Raw genomic sequence first — 18,143 nt, 5'->3', positions numbered from 1 at the left:
CCTGGGATGCGATCGATGAGTTTTAGAGGAATTCGGTCGCAACTCTGTCAAATGACTCCATGGCACCTTGCTCCACCGCCTCGTCGATCGTCGTTACGACGCCTTCCTGGGGCAAAACCCATATGCGAAGCGTGCAGAATGGCCGCTTAACCGAGTTCGCCGCGGACCATCCCTTCGATGCTCTGCTTTTCGAAGTAGCGGAACTTCTGAATCGCGTCCGTCATGTTACCTACGTCAATGACGCCCAGCTCAGTGAGCTTGCGGTAACTCGGCAAGCTGAGGCCCGTCGAGCGGAGAAACAGCTCGGTGTCGAGGGACTCGACCACATGCGCGAGTCGCTCTTCGCGGACGTCTGTCAAATACATGAAGATGAGCACCCTTGCGCTGACTTTCTTGAGCTTCTCCCGGATGCTCCTGCGCTTCTGGGCGATCTCCTTCTTGGCCGGGCGCTGCTTGTCCTCACCGCCGCCAGCTCGCTTGATGCCTTTGAGTTTTTCGGAGTTAGTGACGATTTTCTGGGCATCCTCACGGATGGTGCGGAAATCCTCGATCTGCGCGAGTTCGGCCAAGAGCTCCTCGTCGGCCAAGAGCCGTCCCATCGTCACCCCGTTGAGGTTGTAGAGGTCTACCGACTTCCACCGGCGCGCGAGGGAGTTCGCGCTCATGCCGCCGTGCGCCCAGTCTAGGATCGCGTCAACGCTGAGGGATTCCATGTGGCCGCCGTCGATGGCGAAGATCGGCAGGAAGTTGATCAGCTCGCCGAGCACGCTACGCTGCGTTGCCTGCCGGTCAGACGAGTTATTCGCTAGCTCGGTGCCGTAGAGCGCGACGAGGCTTAGCGCTCGGTTGGGGTCGAACTCGAAGATGTATGCGGTCTTCTTTTTTATAACCCCGTCTTGCTTCCACGGCGACTGGACGCGAAAGGCAGCCTGGAAGTAGGACTCTGGCGCTTTGAGCGAACGGAGCATGAAAATCGAAGACCATTCCGGGACGGTGACACCGGTCATGAGCTTGCCGCAGGACAGCGTGATCGATCCGGACTTGCCTGTCGTCTCCGCGCGCCGGATCGCCTTCTGCAGAGGATCCAGCGCGGCGGCGCCGATTTTCGCTTTCGTCCCTGCGGCGACGTAGATTTCGTAGGACGCGAAGAACGGGTCGGACCCCAGCAATGCGGCCATTGCCTCGCATGCGGCGACGTCGTTCAAATACCAGACCGAGTGCCTGACGGCTTCCTTGAATTCGGCGGCTTCGTAGGGGAACGGCGCTGCCACTTGGTCATCGCGGAGCCGCTCTGGCAGTGCTTTCTTGCCTCGGACAAGGTCGAGGAACGAGGCGACGTAGTCGGGCTTCTCGAAGGTGTAGCCGTCGCCGACCTTCTTCGCTTTGAAGTAGGTGTTCAGGTCGAAGCCGTCGAACTCGCCGTCCTGGGACCATTCGCCGGCCGGGACGCCCATTGCGTAGGTGTACATCTTCATCTGCGGCAGCTCGTCGTACTGGTTGGGACCATTGGCCGGGTCCCAGTCGCGCTTGGCCCGCTGTTCGTCGATGTAGGTCCAGTTGTAGACCTCTGAGTCGTCGTAGTCGCCGTTGGTGATCGCTTTGAACGGAGTTCCGGACAAGTGCAGGTGGTGCTTCGTTGTGAGCCCGAAGTCGGGCTCTATGACAACGTCGGCGTCATTCTCGTTCGACTCGTCCGTAGCCTTCTGGAACATCTGGGCGATGGCGGCTTCGGCCTTGTCCTGAGGGTCATAGACCTCTCGGGCGGCCGCCGTCGAGGCGCCGAAGTGGAACTCGTCAATGACAATGCAGTCCCAGTCGATGATGTGCAGCGTCTCGTTCCGCGGTTTCGGCTTGCCCTGCGCGTCACGGCCGATGACGTCTTGGAAGGAGGCGAACCACACGGTCGGCCGCCCGTTGTCTAAGAGGGCATCGGCGTCCCTGAGTGGGGTATCCCGGTCGATGTACTGCCAGTCGACGAAGTCAACATGGCTGAGCAGGTCATCACGCCAAGCACTACGCACGGCTGGTTTATAGGTAAGGATGAGCAGCTTTGTCCAGCCCATTGCGTTCGCGAGCTTGTAGGCGGTGAAGGTCTTCCCGAAGCGCATCTTCGCGTTCCAGAGGAACTTCGGGCTGCCACTCGGGTGGGCGCGGAAGAAGGCCGCAGTCTGCTCGACCGCGTTGCGCTGCTCCCGACGCATCTCGAACGACTTAGTCCGCGTCGGATTAAACGGGACGCCGCGCTGCAAAGCGACGACGGCGCCCCGCGCCTCGTCGGGAGTCGCTTCAAACCACTCCCCGCCCGCACCCGCGACCCCGACGCCGGTCAGGACGCGATGGACGTCATGGTCGCTGAACTTTGTGCCGTCCGGCCGTGTTGCAGGCTGCGAGTGGAAAAGGATCGAGACGCCCGCAAGACCGGGGAAAGCCGTGCCAACCTGCTGGCGTACGCGCTCGATGCCTGCGTGTTGCGTCTGACCAATTTTGATCCAGTAGTCGCCGCACTGCCCCGTAGACCGCGTCCACGGCTTGGCGTGACCGACGTGCGTGTATGCGTAGATATAGTTGTTCACTCGTCCTCGTCGTCCTCATCATCCGACTCGGTAGGGTCGTCGCTGGCGCGATACTTGCGGCCGCCGGGGAGGTGTGTCGCGGGGACCGGCGAGTCGAGAGAAAGTATCGGTTCACGGGGCGCGATCACGCGCTCGATGTAGTCGACCTCCTCCTCGCTCAGCTTGAAGTGCTTGTAGAGGTCGGCGTCCGTCCAGCGGCGGGTCCAGTCCATCGCAGGAACAAACGCAAACCGGCTAGGCGTGAGATGCTGCGATATCTTTCGCTGCAGTACGAGGAATCTGCAGAACTTGGTTGTCAGAAACCACGCGTAGTTCTCGGTCTCTTCACGGGTGTCGAATGTACCCGCAACGAGGTAGCTCTGCGTGCAGGCAGAGCCCGGCGCTAGCGCGAGGGGCTCGCCGATGACGAATGAGACCTCTCGACCGTGCCCATCGCCTGCCATAGGGACGAGAACTTTCCAGCGGTCGACCCAGCCGTCGTTCCGTTCGAGCTGCCCACGTCGGATGTAGCCGACCTTGTTATTGAAGATGAGCGGGGTTGACCCTTCAAATGGGGCAGCCCGGGCGCCTTTGAAGTTGGTCTTGATCGATTGTCCAAAGGGGTCCGTGGTCGATACCACGTCGGCCAGGGTCCGCTCTGAAATGGGGTCTCCGGAGACTCTTCCCACAATACCGGCCGCGAAATTGTCGCGCAGAACGACACCCTTGCCTTGACGAAGGTCCCGCTTTACCGTGTCCCGGACTGCGCCGTCAATGCGGGTGGAGAACTCGCAGTCGCCGCTGTAGTCGCGATCCCAAAGGAAGTACGAAACGCCGCCCTTAATCTCAGCCTGGGGAAAGACGTCGTAGAGCTTAGGGTTGTCGACTATCACCCGCAGCCGCCGGTCGGCGATCATCAGATCTCTGTAAGCACCGAGTCCTTTGCCACCGGCGAACCACCTCGACGGTGTGATCATAACGATGTACCGCGGGCTCATCGCAATGGCCTTCTCGACGAAGAGATTGTAGAGCGGAGTGATGTTTGCGGTGCGGTTACCCTTCCCGTCGTCCATGCCGATCTGGTACGGCGGGTTCCCGACGATAACGTCGAACTGCATGGCGGCTAGCTCCTCTGTGGGGTAGGTGCCGTGGATAAACGAGTAGGCGAACTCTTCGCGCCGTTCGCGGATGAGTTTTGCTGGGGCACGGCAGATGGTGCAGAACTCACCCTTTCGGTCCAGCGTGTGCTCGGTTGCGACGAACGGGACGTTTCCGTTTGGGCCGTGAAAGCGCACAACGAGTTGGCGAAGCGAATCGTCCTCGATTTCGCGGCCGGTCGCATTTTTCGTCTGGTACAAGGTGCGTCGGGCGATCTCGCCGTTGATCTGCGTTGTCGCTGCGCCGTACAGCATGTTCCGCAGGATGTGCTTGCGGCGCTTTGTCCCGTCCGGCTCCCAGTCGGCGAGACCCGCCATCAGGCGCCTGTAGACCTCCCGCAAATAGATGCCCGACTTCGTTGCCGGGTCCAGCCATTTGTAATCAGGCTTCGCCCAGACTTGCTCCGGGAGAAGATCCAGCATCGCGTCGACGATCTTAGGAGGCGTGTAGACGTCGTCGTTGGGAAGCTGCGCGATCGTCTCTAAGACATCCGGCACGTGGGTCGGGTGCGTCGACTCCGTTACCGCGGTCAAACCGTCCCCAGCTCGGAATAGTGGACGGTTGACATCAACGCTGGCGGCTCATAGAAGAGGTCCATCTTCGGATCTTCCAGGTGAGAGGCCTGACGCGCGAAGTGTTCACCGTCAAGTGGCGTGTATTCGACGAAGACAATCGCTTCTGCGGCGTTCAAGGAGTCTCCAACAACGAGATTTGTCCGCAGGATCGTTTCCACCGCAGTTGAGAATCCCGCAGTCGCGGGCCTGCCGCTGAAAACATGCGCCGAATCGATCACGGCCGTCACTCGTTCACGGGCCTCAAGGACGTTCTCCTCGTTGATATCGACGCCGTATGTGGAGGCGAGGCAGCGCAGCAAGGCGAACTCGTACCAATTAGCCGTACCGCCGTGGATTGCCTCGTCGAGGAGGGCAATCTTGCGCTCCAAGATCGCAACGACAAAGTTGCCGTTTCCCGCAGCCGGCTCGAGGAATCTGGTGTCGATGCTGCGGAAGGCGTCGGGGATAAGTGCTAGCATCGCATCGACCTCGCGAGCCTGCGTGTAAACCTCGCCTAAGTCACGCTTGCGCTCACGCGACTTGATATGGCGCACCTCGATATTTGCCTCCCCACGGGGCGCGTGGCGTCGCGTATCCGTGATCGTCATCGCTCCCCCAACTGTAGTTTTCCCTAAGGTCCCGCATGGCAACAACGCCGCCCCGATCATATCGCGGAGTGTCCGCTCATCAGGTTCCAGCTGGCAACTCATACCCTTCTGGACCAGTTTCGCTCGCCGAGTCGCTGCGCGGGTCTTTCTGGCATTCATGCCCGGGCTCGTGGGCTTGGCCACGAACGTGCTGGGGAGGGCGCCCGGTCTTGTCCGATCCTGAGTTGTGCATGAACTTCCTCGCGGGCCGACAAACCTCCAAAGCCGGCAGCCAGCTCCTGGCGGCGCTCGGCCTGCCGACGAATGCCGTTCAGGGGCTGGCCGAATGGGGAACGGAAATGGTCTGCGCTCATCAGCACTTAGATTTCCACCAGTCGCGATTCGAAAACGGTTTCTGAATGTGGAATCACGTCAGCAGCGACGTTGCAGACCTAGCCCCCCCCCGCACCTCTCGCTCTACGCCATCTGCCAAGATGTTCGACAGATCTGGGCGTTTCTCCCGGCTTGACGGTGCGGTGTAATTAGTCTTGTGTGAGGGAGAGTCAAATGGACCTGTTTGAACTAATGCGGCATGGAGACGAGAAAGTCCACGCCCACGACAGCTTTGGCAATCTGGCCGAGTCCGCGCGTTCATTTCTTGCATGCGTCTCTGAGTGGAAGCACTTCACCGTCGAGCCCGCGAGCCCGGCGGCAGAACGGCTGCTGGGCGCGGCTATGATGCTGGATCCGTCGTTGCGCGGTGGCCGTTCGGCCCGCACGGTGGTGCTCGACGTCAACATCGCCAGCGGAACCTTAGTTGCCAACGCCGCCCAACGGGTTCGGGACGCTGTCGAACCCGAATGGTTGATTGCGGTCGTCATCAATTCTCTGACGGATTTGGACCTGCAGTGGGCTATTGACGGGGTCGACACCCTCATCGTCTGCGACCCCTCGTCAGTCGTCGCGGCCAAGACTCATAGCGGACAAACCAGCGATTATGGCGTCAGCGTTCGCGCCGTCCAGCGTCAACGCGAGCCTCGCAGCAAGATCGTCCAGGGCAGCGCGCTTGAGGCCAATGGCGCGAGCCGCGCCATTCGGATCAACGACACTGATGGGCTTACCAAGTCCTTCGCGGAGCACGAACAGCAAGGACCCCTCGCAATGTGCCCGCGAGAAGGCGGCCTTAGACCTGCGACCAACTGGCGTTGTGCCGGCACTGCGGATACCAGCGGCACTGATGTTCTGACTACCTAGTTTCCCGCTGAGCATCCTGGCAAGATCGACTGCCTGTTCGGATGGTTCGAGCGCTGATGTTCGGACGTCGAAGCAGCTGGTCGCAATCGGGTCATCGAGCGATCCCTCAAGGATGACTGCATGGACGCGAGGATGTTTTCCGCTAGGGACGACTACGACTCCAAGAACGCGCATATGGCACAGTATCCTATTCGATGTGGGGGACACGGAATATCCAAGCGGCACGACGGTGAACGATCGGTATGTGCTGGAGAAGAAGCTCGGCAGTGACGGTCAGGTCTACAAGGCGCACGATAAGCACCTCGACCGCACCGTGGCATTCAAGCTGCTCGAACCCACCTCCGGTGGTCAACCGCAGACGTGGGACGAGGCAAGGCGACTTGAGCGGCTTCGCAGCACGTTTATCGTTCCAGTCTTAAACGCTGACATTGTGCTGAACAGCGACCTCCGTTACATCGTCACCCCGTTAGTGGAGGGGGGCGACCTCGAATCGCTTGCGCGCCCTGACGGACTGCCTGTCAGTCTCGCCGTCCGCTACGGTCATCAAATCGCTGCCGGCATCGACACCGTGCATGCTTCCGGCATGGTGCACCGAGACATCAAGCCCGCTAACGCACTTGTGAACGGTGACAACGTTTTTGTCTCCGACGTTGAATTCTGCAACATCCTTGACGGAGATGGCCTCGCTCCCCGTAACGGTAGTTGGTGCACCCTCGCGCCAGAAGCTGCGCCCGACAGCGGATTCTGCAGCATCGCCACGGACGTGTACTCAATTGCAGCTACAGTCTTTTTCCTCCTGTCGGGCGAATACCCAGTGGATCATCGCATCCCACGAGCAGAACAACAGATCTTGATCGCTGCAGGCCGCATTCGGAACATCACCGACGCAGCTCCGCACGTACCTCGGTCCGTAGCCGCGGTCGTACGACGTGGCCTGAGCATGGCGCCGGCCGCTCGGCACGCGTCGGCTGCTGCTTTCGGCAATGCATTAGCGACGTCGCTCGGTAGTCGCCGCGACTGGCATCGTGTCCGTCACGACGGCCACGAGTACTGCGCCCTGAGCACGGCGACCCGCAGACGCGGACCGCTCGGTGTGTGTTCCGAACACATCAGCCGACGGGAGGTTATAGTCCGGGCGTTTCACATGCCAAGTGGGCGGGCAGTTTCCGGAGTCGCCACGCGAACAGTGATCAACTCGTCTCTGTCTACATCTCTGCGGTCGTTGTTCACGGACCTATCGGATTAGACGCCCCTTAGTCAGATTTCGAAGCATAGGGGTAGCTGGCAGTGGGCCGGTGAACCTTATGCAATGAAGGGCAGCGAGGGACACCTCAACGAGCGAAGCTCGCCGCGACCCTAACCACCCAATCGAATGAGTCAACCTTAGCCGCAACGAGGCTAAGACCGGTTCCCATGGGTGAATCCGTGGTTTTGATGTTGAAGATTATGCACCACGCTCTTGTAGAGACAAGCTACCCCGTTCGGCTCCCCGGGGAACGCTCACCTACTCTTTGTGCCTGCGTAGACACGGAGGGTTCTAAGAGGGCCGCGGGCCCCTCCGGCCGAGCCCCCCCCCTGCTGAAGGACGACGCGTGCCAACCGGTCGTTCGGGCCTTTCCCGGTGGGCTTACAACGGCAACCCCAGTACCTGGCGGAATCCGGAGGACTGACCTGGTCGTGCAGGAGAGGCTTAGTTTCCCAGGCGTAGAGCGGGCACGCGCGACGTTACTGCGCCACTGCGGCCGCCGTCGCGAACACATCAGCCGGCATAGGCCGGTGCAGCTTCCACGTGATAGCGATCGGCTTCTCCCCCGCGTGCTGCACGTAGTCCACCTGGCCGAGGCACGAGTACGGAACAGTCAGGCCGGTCTCGTCCTCTGAAGTATTTCGAGTGAAGATAAGGATCTTCGAGCCGTGCGCGGCCCGGTCCAGGTAACGCTTGCCGGTCGGGCTTCCGGGGGACGTCGCGTTCTGCGATTCCCAGTGGAACAGCTCCGGGCTGATGGCGTAGTCCCTATACATGGTGGTCGCGGAGTGCTTCTTGTCGTCCTTGTTGAGCGTGACGAAGAAAGCGTCCGTGGACGTCGCAGGGCACCACGCCACGCCTTCCCGGTGCTGCACGTTCTTGCCGAGCTCCAGCGAGCCGTACTGCAGCGCCGCCAGGATTTCCTCACGCCGGTAGGTGGCGTGCGAGAGCAGCGGAACGTGCTGCAGCCCCGCGCCCAAACCCTTGGCCGCATGCTTGGACGCGGCCACTCCGAGCCTCACAACTTGGCGGATCTCGTCGCAAACGAACTGGTAGCCGCGCAGATAGTCCAGCCCGGCGTCGTACGACTGGAACCCGCCGCCGTCGTCCCAGAGTATGTAGAAGAGCATGCGGGCGAACGTCTGCTCACGCATTCCGAGCTCGGCGTAGCAGGGCGCGTCGGGGCCGACGAGCATTGAGTATGCCTCGGCGCGTTCCCGATCGTCCACATGGATCAGCGCGGCCATCCGGCCGAGGAGCCTATTTTCGTCGGCGCCGGAGAGCTCCCGGATCCTTCCGCTGAGGACCCTCTCCAACGGCGAGAACCCGTCGATCAGGCCGGCCTGGCGAAGGTAGCCGGTCCACGAGTCCTTGACGGACCGGTAGATCGACTTCACATGGTTCCCGGACCGCTGCAGATAGGCTTCCAGCTCCGTCTCCGCATATGAAGCGATGTCCCGTACCAGTTGCGCACGGTTGAACCGCAGCTGCACCTTGATGTTGTCCAGCACCACCTTCTGCGCCACTCGGTCCAGCACGATCTGCGAACCCGACGGCAGGTACGGGAACTCGTCCTCGACAGCCTTTTCCAGTTCCTTGCGCCCGTAGCCGGTGAGCGCCCGGTAGCGCAGGTCGAAGCGGAACTCACGGCGCTGCTGGCCGATAAAATCCAGAACGGTTAGCACCGCCTTGTCCTCGGCGCGGCGCAGCCCGCGCCCCAGTTGCTGGAGGAAGATCGTGGCGCTCTGCGTGGGCCGGAGCATCAGGATGGTGTCCACCTGCGGCAGGTCCAGACCCTCATTGAAGAGGTCGACGGCGAAGATGCAGTTGATCTCGCGTGCGGCGAGACGGTTCAACGCCGCCGCCCGCTCGGCGTCGTCGGTGCTGCCGTCGACGGCGACGGAGGCGATCCCGGTTCGGTTGAAGACCTCCGCCATGTAGTGGGCGTGCTGGACCGAGACGCAGAAGCCGATGGCCCGCATCTGCTCGGTGCTGGTGACCTTGTCGCGGAGTTCGCGGATCACCTTTGCGGCGCGGGCGTCGTTGCCGGTGTAGAGGCTGCTCAGCTGGGCGGTGTCGTAGTTGCCGCGTTTCCATTCCAGCCGGCTGAGGTCGACGTCGTCGGAGACGCCGAAGTAGTGGAACGGCACCAGCAGATCGGCGTCCAGGGCGTCCCAGAGACGCAGTTCGCTGGCGGTGCGCCCGTCGAAGAACTGCTGAGCGACGTCGACGCCGTCGCCGCGTTCCGGCGTCGCAGTCAGTCCCAGGAGTTGCTGCGGCTGCAGGTGGTCCAGCAGCCGGCGGTAGGTGGGCGCCATGGCGTGGTGGAACTCGTCGATGACGACCACGTCAAAGAAGTCGGGTGCCAGCTGTTCAATGCCGAGGGAGGACAGCGACTGGACGGAGGCGAAGATGTGCTTCCACTGCCCGGGTTTGTGTTCCCCGACGTAGAGTTCGCCGAAGGCGCCGTCCTGCATCACGTCGCGGTAGGTGCGCATGGCCTGCTTGAGGATTTCCTGGCGGTGCGCGACGAAGAGCAGCTTCAGGGTCTTGCCGGCCGCTTTACAGAGTCGCTTGTAGTCCAGGGCGGCGATGACGGTCTTGCCGGTGCCGGTGGCGGCGACCAGGAGATTGTGGTTGAAGCCCTTGAGCCTTTCGGCTTCCAGGTCTTCGAGCATCTCTTCCTGATGAAGGAACGGCTGGAGCTCAAGTCCCGTGGCCGCGCCGGGCACCGCTGTACGCCGGCCCCCGTTGCGTTCCAGTGCGGCGTCCAGCTTTTCGCCGTCACGTTCCGGATCGTAGCTCTGGAAGGCCCGCTGCTCCCAGTAGCTGTCGAAGGTGACTTCGAACTTTTGCAGCAGGGTCGGTGTGCCGACGGAGCTGAGCCGGACGTTCCATTCGAGGCCGTCCAGGAGCGCGGCCTGGCTGAGGTTGGAGCTGCCGACGTAGGCGGTGTCGAAGCCGGAGTTGCGGCGGAACAGCCAGGCCTTGGCGTGCAGGCGGGTGGCCTGGGTTTCGTAGTTGATCTTCACCTCGGCGCCGTACCGGTTGACGAGTTCGTCGATGGCGCGGCGTTCCGTGGCACCCATGTAGGTGGTGGTGATGACGCGGAGTTTGGCGCCGCGCTCCCTGAGTTGCGCCAGCGCTGGTTCGAGAAGTCTCAGCCCGGTCCACCGGACGAAGGCGCAGAGCAGGTCCACGGTGTTGGCGGATTCGATTTCGGTCCTGAGTTCCGCAGCGAGGTTGGGATCGTCCTTGCTGTTGGTGAGCAGGGCGGAGTCGCTCAGCCTGGTGCTGGGGCGGCGCAGGCTGCGGCGCTTGAGCGTGTCCGGGCGGTGCAGGGACTGGAGTTGGGTTGGGCCCGGGGCGATGCGTTCCTCCGTGTTCAGTTCCTGGAGGAGCCTGTTCGCGAGGGCGACGCGGTCGGCTGGTTTGGCTGCTGAGAGAGCTCGGCGGACGGCTTCTGCTATGTGGCGGGAGAGGATGTCCGGGGAGTCTTCGTCGTCGATGTCTGCGAAGACTGGCTGCAGTTCGTGCACTTGGCTCAGATGGTCACCGAGGGCATCCGTGTTGAGCAGTTCGTACAAGCCTTCGGGCAACTGTTCCGCCGCCGCTCCCCCAATGGAATCAGTCACTGCGCCAGGGTATTTGGCTGGGCCGCCAAATACCAACAAGTCGTTCTGTCCGGGGTGTCCCCTAACATTGGCAAATGACCATTTCAGTGGGGGACCTCTTTATAGAATGTGGGCTCAACCCGGGCGGCGTTGTGAAGTGGGGAGATCAAATTCCATTGGATCGGCCCGGTGTCTATGTCGTCGCATCCACCCCTGATCTCGGCGATCCAATCGGACGGACGGGGACGTATCATCCCGACCCCAAGGCGTTATATTCGCTCAAGACAGCATGCCCGTCGGTAACGATCGATGGCAGGCCCGCAACCCATGATGAACTTTCAGAGAGAATCGGCTCCTTTTGGATCCCTGATACCGCAATCCTTTACATCGGCCTCGCCGGCATCTCTGTCCGGAAGCGGGTCAACCAGTATTACGTCACTCGCATAGGTCAGCGATCACCGCACGCGGGTGGTTGGTGGCTGAAGACTTTGCTCGATCTAGAGACGCTTTTTGTCCACTACGCATCAGCTGACGTCCCGAAATCTAAAGAGGCGTTGATGCTTAGGACGTTCTCCGCCTCTGTGCCGCCGTCGGTGCGGCAAAACCTTCACGATTCCGAGCGAATTGCGCCGTTTGCGACCGTCGATGTCCAAGCGGGGCTTCGGAAGAGACACGGACTACACGAGTACAAGACAAGGCGCACCAACCCGGCTTCTTCACCCATTACTGTTGAACACGAAGAACCTGTGTTTCCCCTAGCTGCCCCCATTTCCGCACGTCCGGCGCTGACATCTTCGCGTGCCGAGGGCTCCGAAATTGGGACACGCATTGAGTCGCAAGTCATTACGGAAAAGGATCGCGCCGGCTCTAATCTGCGTATTCCGTCGCGCTCAAAATTTGCGCTGCCGGCAGCCGATGGCTTCCTATCTGTGACCTATCTGGGACAGATTATCGAGGCGCGCTGGCGGGTGAACGGGTCGCGATCAGGAACCATAGGACTTGGAAGGTCCATCATGAGTTCGATCGGCAGACCAAATAGAAGCATTTGGTTGCAGGTCAACGGGAGCTCCGTCGTCATCGATGAGGCTTGATCCTATTATGCGATCTCATTCGTTCACAGCTATGGCTGATAGCTTGAATTTCCGACGTTACGCATGGCTATTGTCAATGGAATCAAGCGCTCGCGCTTAGCCGCATTGGCTCAAAACTCATCCAAACTGCGGATGCTGGCGGCATCTTCGGTTTCTGCTGAATTCCGAGAAGGGTTCACCTCGTCCGAACCACTCTTACCATGGTTGCCGGGCTCACCAATGCCTTCAGTTAATTACTCGGCGGCCGACCCAGCGCGGAGGTGGCGTCGCGGACATCTACCCTGCGAACTCAAAGTCCACGGTGACCTCGGGATCGACGCCGCTAATGATTCCCGAGTAGAACACCTTGGCCTGTTCTTTCAAGGCATCTTCATTCTGAGCGATGTACTTTTGCTTGTTCTCATCACTGAGGATGTTGTTGACCATCCGTGTTTGGACAGCTGGCTCGGCCAACCAGCCGAGAGTGTTGTTGCTCTCCACCGGGTCCTTGAAGTTGGGGTTGTCAAAGCCGATGCCAGTGAACTGCGGGATAGTCACCTGGAACGATTTGGGGCCGGTGGTTTCAATCTTCACCTTGGACCCATCGATGCCCAATTTGGCATCAAACTCATACTGAAGCATCGTCGCTTTCTCGCTCATAGGCACGACTACGCCAAAAATCTCCCTATTGCTTTCAAACCTGTCGATGCCCTCGATGTGAAGACTAAGCAAGGCGACTTCCTGAACGCGCGTGACGGCCCGAACCACTTGAGAATCGCGTTCGCTGGAGCTGCTGCTGAAGAGGGGCTTGAGAGCGAGTGCGTTAAGCCCGCCTGACGCGAATGCGCCGACCGCTCCACCGCCCAGCAACACCAAAAGCAACAAGGCCGGCCAAAGCAATACTCGTGCTTTCAAAAACTTCATGACGATTCAATCCCCAGTTTCTCTTGACATCAAGACCTTCAAATCAAGCAGGCTTGCCTGGCCGCACCAGACAGTCAAAACACGTCCCCTGGAACCATGTTTGGATCTGACGGGAAGTCGACAGGGGCCCGCCAATCCGGTCCCCTGGCCGGAGGCATCGCCGCCTTTGCGGACGCATTAGGCCCACCGCGCTCCACGACTTTATTGCAGGTTCACTCTTTAATCGGTTCCTCGACACTTACGGCGGTCCCTTCAGCAGCCTGTTCGCCGCGCTTCTTTCGTTTGAAGAGACCCGCCACGTTCCCGCCGATGTTGCCCGCCGTTCCGGCGATAGCACCGCCGACACCCTTGACTGCCGTCAGCGCCTGGGGCTCGTCCGGAATTCCGTCGCCGTCGATGTCAACGCTCCGAAATACCCTCGACACGGTGCCGGCCGCTGTAGCCACTCCGGAGCCGACCACCGCAGCGCCCGTGGCTACGCCGCCTCCCACCGTGGTGGCAGTATCCGCTATCCAGTTTCCCGTCAGCTTCGCGGCATCCTCCATGGCTGCGAGAGCACGGTTCTGATCTGGATCGCCATCCTCGCCCTCGGGCCCGGCGGGGATGTCGAGGTGTTCGGGGAATACCTCGGGGGCTTCGGCAAACGCGGCCCGGGCCGCATTCACGACTTCGCGCCCGAACACGAAGCGCGTGACGCCGCCGGTGATGGCTCCGACGCCGTATTCGATCGTGGCCTGCTGCTTCCCGCTCAAATTTTGGCGGACGGTATCCAGCTCACCGGTCTCGATGGTGCGAACCAGACTCTGAGCTGCGCCTCCCGGAAGGCTGTCTGCGAGGGTGTTCGCCCAGTGCGACCAGTCCGATCGACCAGCCGTGGCCGTGTTGCTACTCACGATGGCGCCTTCGGCCGACGCGCTCGATAGGTCCGTGGCCATCGTCGCAATTTGTTTCTGGCTAACGCGTTCGTTTGAAAGCCCGTAGACGAGAGCCAGGGCTTGATCTTTGTCGAGATCCATCCCGTGGATATCGGCAATGGCGAGCGCGAACACCGCCGTGATTTCAAATTGCAGCTGCTCATCGCCAGCTGGAAGGAGAGCCGCAGCTCGTTGAGCACCGTTCTTCGCAGTACTCATCGCCATATTCTTTGCCGCCTGTTTCGCGGCGCTCTTTGCGGCAGTCTGGAGCGATTTCTTGGCGGCCTGTTGCCCTGCGATTTTCACTCCGGCTGCAGCGGCCCCTGCCCCGGGGATCATGGAAATGCCGATGTCAGCGGCGATCGCACCGGCGCTGATAAGGGCACCAGCGGTGGTGATCGACGTCGCGTAATGACGCTCCAGCATCTGAATGACCTCGGCCGGCGTGGCCTCAGGATGCCGCCGTCGGAGCCTCATGACGTACTTACGAGCAATGGTGTGACGGGCGCTCACTGCCTTTGCGATATCACGCGTGGCGTCTTCTCCGTCGAGCTCCGCCTCCAACGTAATGTTCTCGATGTCGGGCATCGCTGACTCCTTGGGTTGCGCCTCTAAGAGAGGTGAAAGTGGTACGGACGAGCTTTCCTACGGTCCGCTTCAGATCTTTGGCGATTCTATGGGGCACCTCCGACCACCAAGGTACGGCGCGCCTTACACGCTCAAATGACGCAAGCCTCTTGTGATATCGGCGCTTTGCCTAGGGATGCGAACGCTATTTTCGACACCCCGGAAGGGTGCCCTTCCACCGCCAAGCCCAGCCGTGCCACAGTAACCGCCATGAAAACCTTCGATCACACGGACGATCTCCACGGTGCCACCTTCACCGCCACCAACCTGCGCGGCGCGAAATTCATCCGGGCGGACCTTTCCGGCGCGGTGATGCGGGGCGTGGATCTGTCCGGGGCGGATATTGACGCGCCTTGGCTGGCCGAGGACGGGAGCACGCTGCTGCTCAACGGCGTCGACATCGTGCCGCTGGTGGAGGCCGAACTCAACCGCCGCTTCCCCGGCCGGGCCGAACGCCGGGCCACGGACCCGGACGGGCTCCGGCACGCCTGGACCCGGCTGGAGGAGGCCTGGGAACAGGCGCTGGAGCGGGCAGCGGCTCAGCCGGCCAGCGCACTCGAGGTACAGGTGGACGGGGAATGGTCCTTCGCCCAGACCCTACGCCACCTGGTGATGGCCACGGACACCTGGCTGCGCAAGGCCATCCTGGAGATCGAGCAGCCGTACCACTCCCTGGGGCAGCCCAACGCAGAATTCGAAACCGACGGCTACGACCTCTCCGTCTTCGCCGCCGAACCGCCGCGGTACCAAGAAGTCTTGGGAGCGCGACAAGACCGGCAGACGATGGTCCGGGACTTCCTCGCCGCCGTCGCGCCCGCAAGACCTGGACGCAGAGCGTCGGAACCCGTGGGCGCCGGACCACGCGGTCACCGTCCGCTCCTGCCTGCACACCATCCTCAACGAGGAGTGGGACCACCTGCGGTACGCCCTCCGCGACCTCGACGCCGTCGAACACGGCGCCGGCGGCGCCCCGAGCACGGAGTCACATAGCAAACAAATCTGATGAAAAACGGGAGAAAAACCCGGCACTGACAGGGAACCGCGTTCGTTGGCCTAGGTACCACGCCCCCGCCGACCACCCCGGCCGACACCTAATGAGGCAACATGCAGGTTCCCACCACCGTCTGGATACTGACCATCATCGGAATTGTGGGCCTGCTGGCCTTCGATTTCTTTTTCCACGTCCGCAAGGCCCACACCCCCAGCCTGAAGGAAGCGACCATCTGGTCCTCCATCTACGTGGGCCTGGCGCTGCTGTTCGGCGTCGGCGTGCTGATCTTCGGCGGCGTGGACATGGGGACCGAATACTTCGCCGGCTACGTCACTGAGAAGGCCCTCTCCGTGGACAACCTCTTCGTCTTTCTCATCATCATGTCCAGCTTCCGGGTGCCGCGGGCGGACCAGCAGAAGGCGCTGCTGTTCGGCATCGTCTTCTCCCTGATCGCCCGCACCGCGTTCATCTTCCTGGGCGCGGCCCTGATCAGCAGCTTCTCCTGGGTGTTCTACATCTTCGGCCTGATCCTCCTTCTCACCGCCGGCAACCTGCTCAAGCCCGACTCCCACGAGGACGACGAGAAGGACGGCCTGATCGTCCGGCTCACCAAGAAGTTCCTCCCGGCGTCGTCCAACTACGACGGCGACAAACTCTTCACGGTCGAGAACGGCAAACGCGTCCTCACCCCCATGCTCCTGGTGATGGTGGCGATCGGCGGCACGGACATCCTCTTCGCCCTCGACTCCATCCCCGCCATCTTCGGCCTGACCCAGAACGTCTTCGTGGTCTTCACCGCCACCGCGTTCTCCCTGATGGGCCTGCGGCAGCTCTACTTCCTGATCGACGGGCTGCTGGACCGGCTCATCTACCTCTCCTACGGGCTGGCCGCCGTGCTGGGCTTCATCGGCGTCAAGCTGGTGCTGCACGCCCTGCACGAGAACAACCTGCCGTTCATCAACGACGGCGAACACGTCAACGTGATCGAGGTCAGCACCGGCGCGTCCCTGCTGGTGATCCTGGGCGTCCTCACCATCACGGTCCTGGCCTCCATCTTCAGCCCCAAGGGCAAGGCCAAGAACGCCGTTTCCGGCGCCAAGCGGCACGCCGTCGAATACCTGGACCTCAACTACGAAACCGACATCACCGAGCGCGAGCGGATCTTCGCCAAGATGGTGGCCGAGGAACAGCAGCTCCAAGCCCTGCCGGAGAAGTACAAGTCCCTGGTCCACCACGAGACCGAGTTCAAGGACCTGCTGCGCCGCGCCCACGCCGAACACGACAAGGCGCTGCAGCGGGAGGGGTTGCGGTAGGTCCCACTTCCTGCTGCCCCGCTGCCCGGCCGCTTTTCACCGGCCATTTTTCACGGGCCCAGCGGCGGCGCGGCAGAATGGAAGCATGACCCTCACAACCTTCGCCCTCATCCGCCACGGCCAGACCGACTGGAACGCCGAGCGCAGGTTGCAGGGGTCCACCGACATCCCGCTCAACGACGTCGGCCGCGCCCAGGCGCGCGACGCCGTCGCCGCCCTCTCCGCTTACCGGTGGGATGCGATTGTCTCCTCGCCGCTGAGCCGGGCCGCCGAAACCGCGGACCTGATCGCCGCCGGGCTGGGCCTCAGCGTGGCCCGCCGTGTCCCCGAGCTCACCGAACGCGCCTACGGCCCCGCCGAGGGCATGACCGACGGCCCCGAGCTGGACAAACTGCGGATCCCCAACGGCTTCCGCGGCGCCGAGAGCGAGGAGGACGCCGCCGGGCGCGGGCTCGCCGCCCTGGAGGCCCTGGCCGAGGAGTACCGCGGCGGCCACGTCCTGGTGGTGGCACACGGGTCCCTCCTGCGGGTCAGCCTCAGCCGGGCAGCCGGACGCCACCTGGACAGTGTGGAGAACGCCGCCCTCAACCTGGCCCACCACCACCCGGAAGACGGCTGGAAGCTCGAATACTTCAACGGCGAGCGCCTCAGCACCATCGTGTAATCCGCCGCGTCACACTCGTGGCTGCGGCAATCCCAATTTTCATCGTCTTCTCGAGTCAGGAGATGGACACATCGGCGTCACGTGATACCCAAAAAACTGAGATGCCTAGCCCGGAAAGTGCCGGCTGAATTTTTCCAAATGACATCCGGTGTAAGGCATTATCGGGCAGAGCGATTCCAGCTTCGGCTCCCCGGGAAGCCGCGTGCAAAGCTTTGTAGGTCGCCATGGCAACATGCGTAGTGACCTGGCTGCCGTTGAAAGGGCTCCCGAATCTCTTGCTCAGCGGATCTGAGCTTCCCTCACCCTTAGCCTCGATAATAAGAAGGCGATCAGCTTGCTGGGCAACTATGTCGTCGCCGTGTACCCGTCCCAACGCAGGAGCCCAGCTCTTCACGGTCCAGCCCTCGCCCTCAAGATGAAAACGCACGGCCAGAGAAACTTCGTCCTCGGTAAGTAGTTCAGCTGACTCCCGGCGAAAGTAAGGGCTCATGACTCGAGTATGGCCCAAGGCTCCGGCTCGGACGGTGGTCAACTTCCAGTGGAAACCTGATTACCGCCCAACACGCGCCGGCCCTCTCCCTGCCACTCGTCACACCCGGCGGGCTGCCCTGCGGCGTGAGTATTGTGGGACCCGTACACCGTGACCTGGACCTGCTGCGCCTGGCCCGCCGGCTC

The 18,143-nt window shown here is 61.8% G+C and carries 14 protein-coding genes; 7 read left to right on the top strand and 7 right to left on the bottom strand.

Features of this window, described 5'->3' with window-relative positions; all coding sequences use genetic code 11:
• Positions 1-146: 146 nt before the first annotated feature.
• The 3 genes from AB0305_RS10300 to AB0305_RS10290 are packed head-to-tail and all read right to left on the bottom strand — an operon-like array spanning position 147 to position 4,872.
• Entirely contained in the window at positions 147-2,573 is a 2,427-nt protein-coding gene (locus AB0305_RS10300) for a hypothetical protein (protein WP_364138517.1), read from the bottom strand.
• Positions 2,570-4,243: an Eco57I restriction-modification methylase domain-containing protein gene (locus AB0305_RS10295; RefSeq protein WP_364138520.1), complete on the bottom strand. Its 1,674-nt coding sequence runs from the start codon at positions 4,241-4,243 to the stop codon at positions 2,570-2,572. Before AB0305_RS10295 ends, AB0305_RS10300 begins: the two co-directional genes overlap by 4 nt.
• On the bottom strand, positions 4,240-4,872 hold the full coding sequence (locus tag AB0305_RS10290) for a hypothetical protein (RefSeq protein WP_364138523.1): 633 nt from the start codon (positions 4,870-4,872) through the stop codon (positions 4,240-4,242). Before AB0305_RS10290 ends, AB0305_RS10295 begins: the two co-directional genes overlap by 4 nt.
• A 230-nt stretch (positions 4,873-5,102) precedes the next feature.
• Here AB0305_RS10290 and AB0305_RS10285 point away from each other — a divergent pair, with 230 nt between their 5' ends.
• The 3 genes from AB0305_RS10285 (at position 5,103) to AB0305_RS10275 (ending at position 7,351) form a co-directional block, all read left to right on the top strand.
• Complete coding sequence (locus AB0305_RS10285; RefSeq protein WP_364138526.1) at positions 5,103-5,270, top strand: hypothetical protein; 168 nt, start codon at positions 5,103-5,105, stop codon at positions 5,268-5,270.
• 148 nt (positions 5,271-5,418) lie between these two features.
• Positions 5,419-6,105, top strand: coding sequence for a hypothetical protein (locus tag AB0305_RS10280; protein WP_364138529.1), 687 nt, complete (start codon positions 5,419-5,421; stop codon positions 6,103-6,105).
• 244 nt (positions 6,106-6,349) lie between these two features.
• On the top strand, positions 6,350-7,351 hold the full coding sequence (locus AB0305_RS10275) for a serine/threonine-protein kinase (RefSeq protein ID WP_364138531.1): 1,002 nt from the start codon (positions 6,350-6,352) through the stop codon (positions 7,349-7,351).
• Positions 7,352-7,830: 479 nt separating this feature from the next.
• Here AB0305_RS10275 and AB0305_RS10270 read toward each other — a convergent pair whose 3' ends face one another.
• Complete coding sequence (locus AB0305_RS10270; RefSeq protein WP_364138534.1) at positions 7,831-10,986, bottom strand: DUF3427 domain-containing protein; 3,156 nt, start codon at positions 10,984-10,986, stop codon at positions 7,831-7,833.
• Between the two features lie 74 nt (positions 10,987-11,060).
• Here AB0305_RS10270 and AB0305_RS10265 point away from each other — a divergent pair, with 74 nt between their 5' ends.
• Positions 11,061-12,056, top strand: coding sequence for a hypothetical protein (locus AB0305_RS10265; RefSeq protein ID WP_364138537.1), 996 nt, complete (start codon positions 11,061-11,063; stop codon positions 12,054-12,056).
• A 276-nt stretch (positions 12,057-12,332) separates the two neighbouring features.
• On the opposite strand, the gene AB0305_RS10260 is transcribed toward AB0305_RS10265, so the two are convergent.
• Both AB0305_RS10260 and AB0305_RS10255 read right to left on the bottom strand, forming a co-directional pair.
• Complete coding sequence (locus AB0305_RS10260; RefSeq protein WP_364138539.1) at positions 12,333-12,959, bottom strand: hypothetical protein; 627 nt, start codon at positions 12,957-12,959, stop codon at positions 12,333-12,335.
• Positions 12,960-13,171: 212 nt separating this feature from the next.
• Positions 13,172-14,461 (bottom strand): hypothetical protein, encoded by a 1,290-nt coding sequence (locus AB0305_RS10255; protein WP_364138542.1) that lies wholly within the window; start codon positions 14,459-14,461, stop codon positions 13,172-13,174.
• A gap of 249 nt (positions 14,462-14,710) precedes the next feature.
• Between AB0305_RS10255 and AB0305_RS10250 the strand changes: the two genes are divergently transcribed.
• The 3 genes from AB0305_RS10250 to AB0305_RS10240 all read left to right on the top strand — a co-directional run bounded on the left by AB0305_RS10250 (position 14,711) and on the right by AB0305_RS10240 (position 17,468).
• The gene (locus AB0305_RS10250) at positions 14,711-15,490 is read left to right on the top strand and encodes a DinB family protein (RefSeq protein WP_364138544.1); all 780 of its coding nucleotides are present in this window, start codon (positions 14,711-14,713) and stop codon (positions 15,488-15,490) included.
• A gap of 114 nt (positions 15,491-15,604) precedes the next feature.
• Positions 15,605-16,804: a TerC family protein gene (locus AB0305_RS10245; protein ID WP_364138547.1), complete on the top strand. Its 1,200-nt coding sequence runs from the start codon at positions 15,605-15,607 to the stop codon at positions 16,802-16,804.
• A gap of 85 nt (positions 16,805-16,889) precedes the next feature.
• Positions 16,890-17,468: a histidine phosphatase family protein gene (locus tag AB0305_RS10240; protein ID WP_364138549.1), complete on the top strand. Its 579-nt coding sequence runs from the start codon at positions 16,890-16,892 to the stop codon at positions 17,466-17,468.
• A 55-nt stretch (positions 17,469-17,523) separates the two neighbouring features.
• Here the strand turns inward: AB0305_RS10240 and AB0305_RS10235 are convergent, their stop codons facing one another.
• The gene (locus tag AB0305_RS10235; RefSeq protein WP_364138552.1) at positions 17,524-17,958 is read right to left on the bottom strand and encodes a hypothetical protein; all 435 of its coding nucleotides are present in this window, start codon (positions 17,956-17,958) and stop codon (positions 17,524-17,526) included.
• Between the last annotated feature and the right edge of the window lie 185 nt (positions 17,959-18,143).

The organism is Arthrobacter sp. NPDC080086 (genome assembly GCF_040702285.1).
The sequence above is the reverse complement of the archived record's forward strand: the minus strand, read 5'-3'. Positions and strand labels throughout refer to the sequence as shown.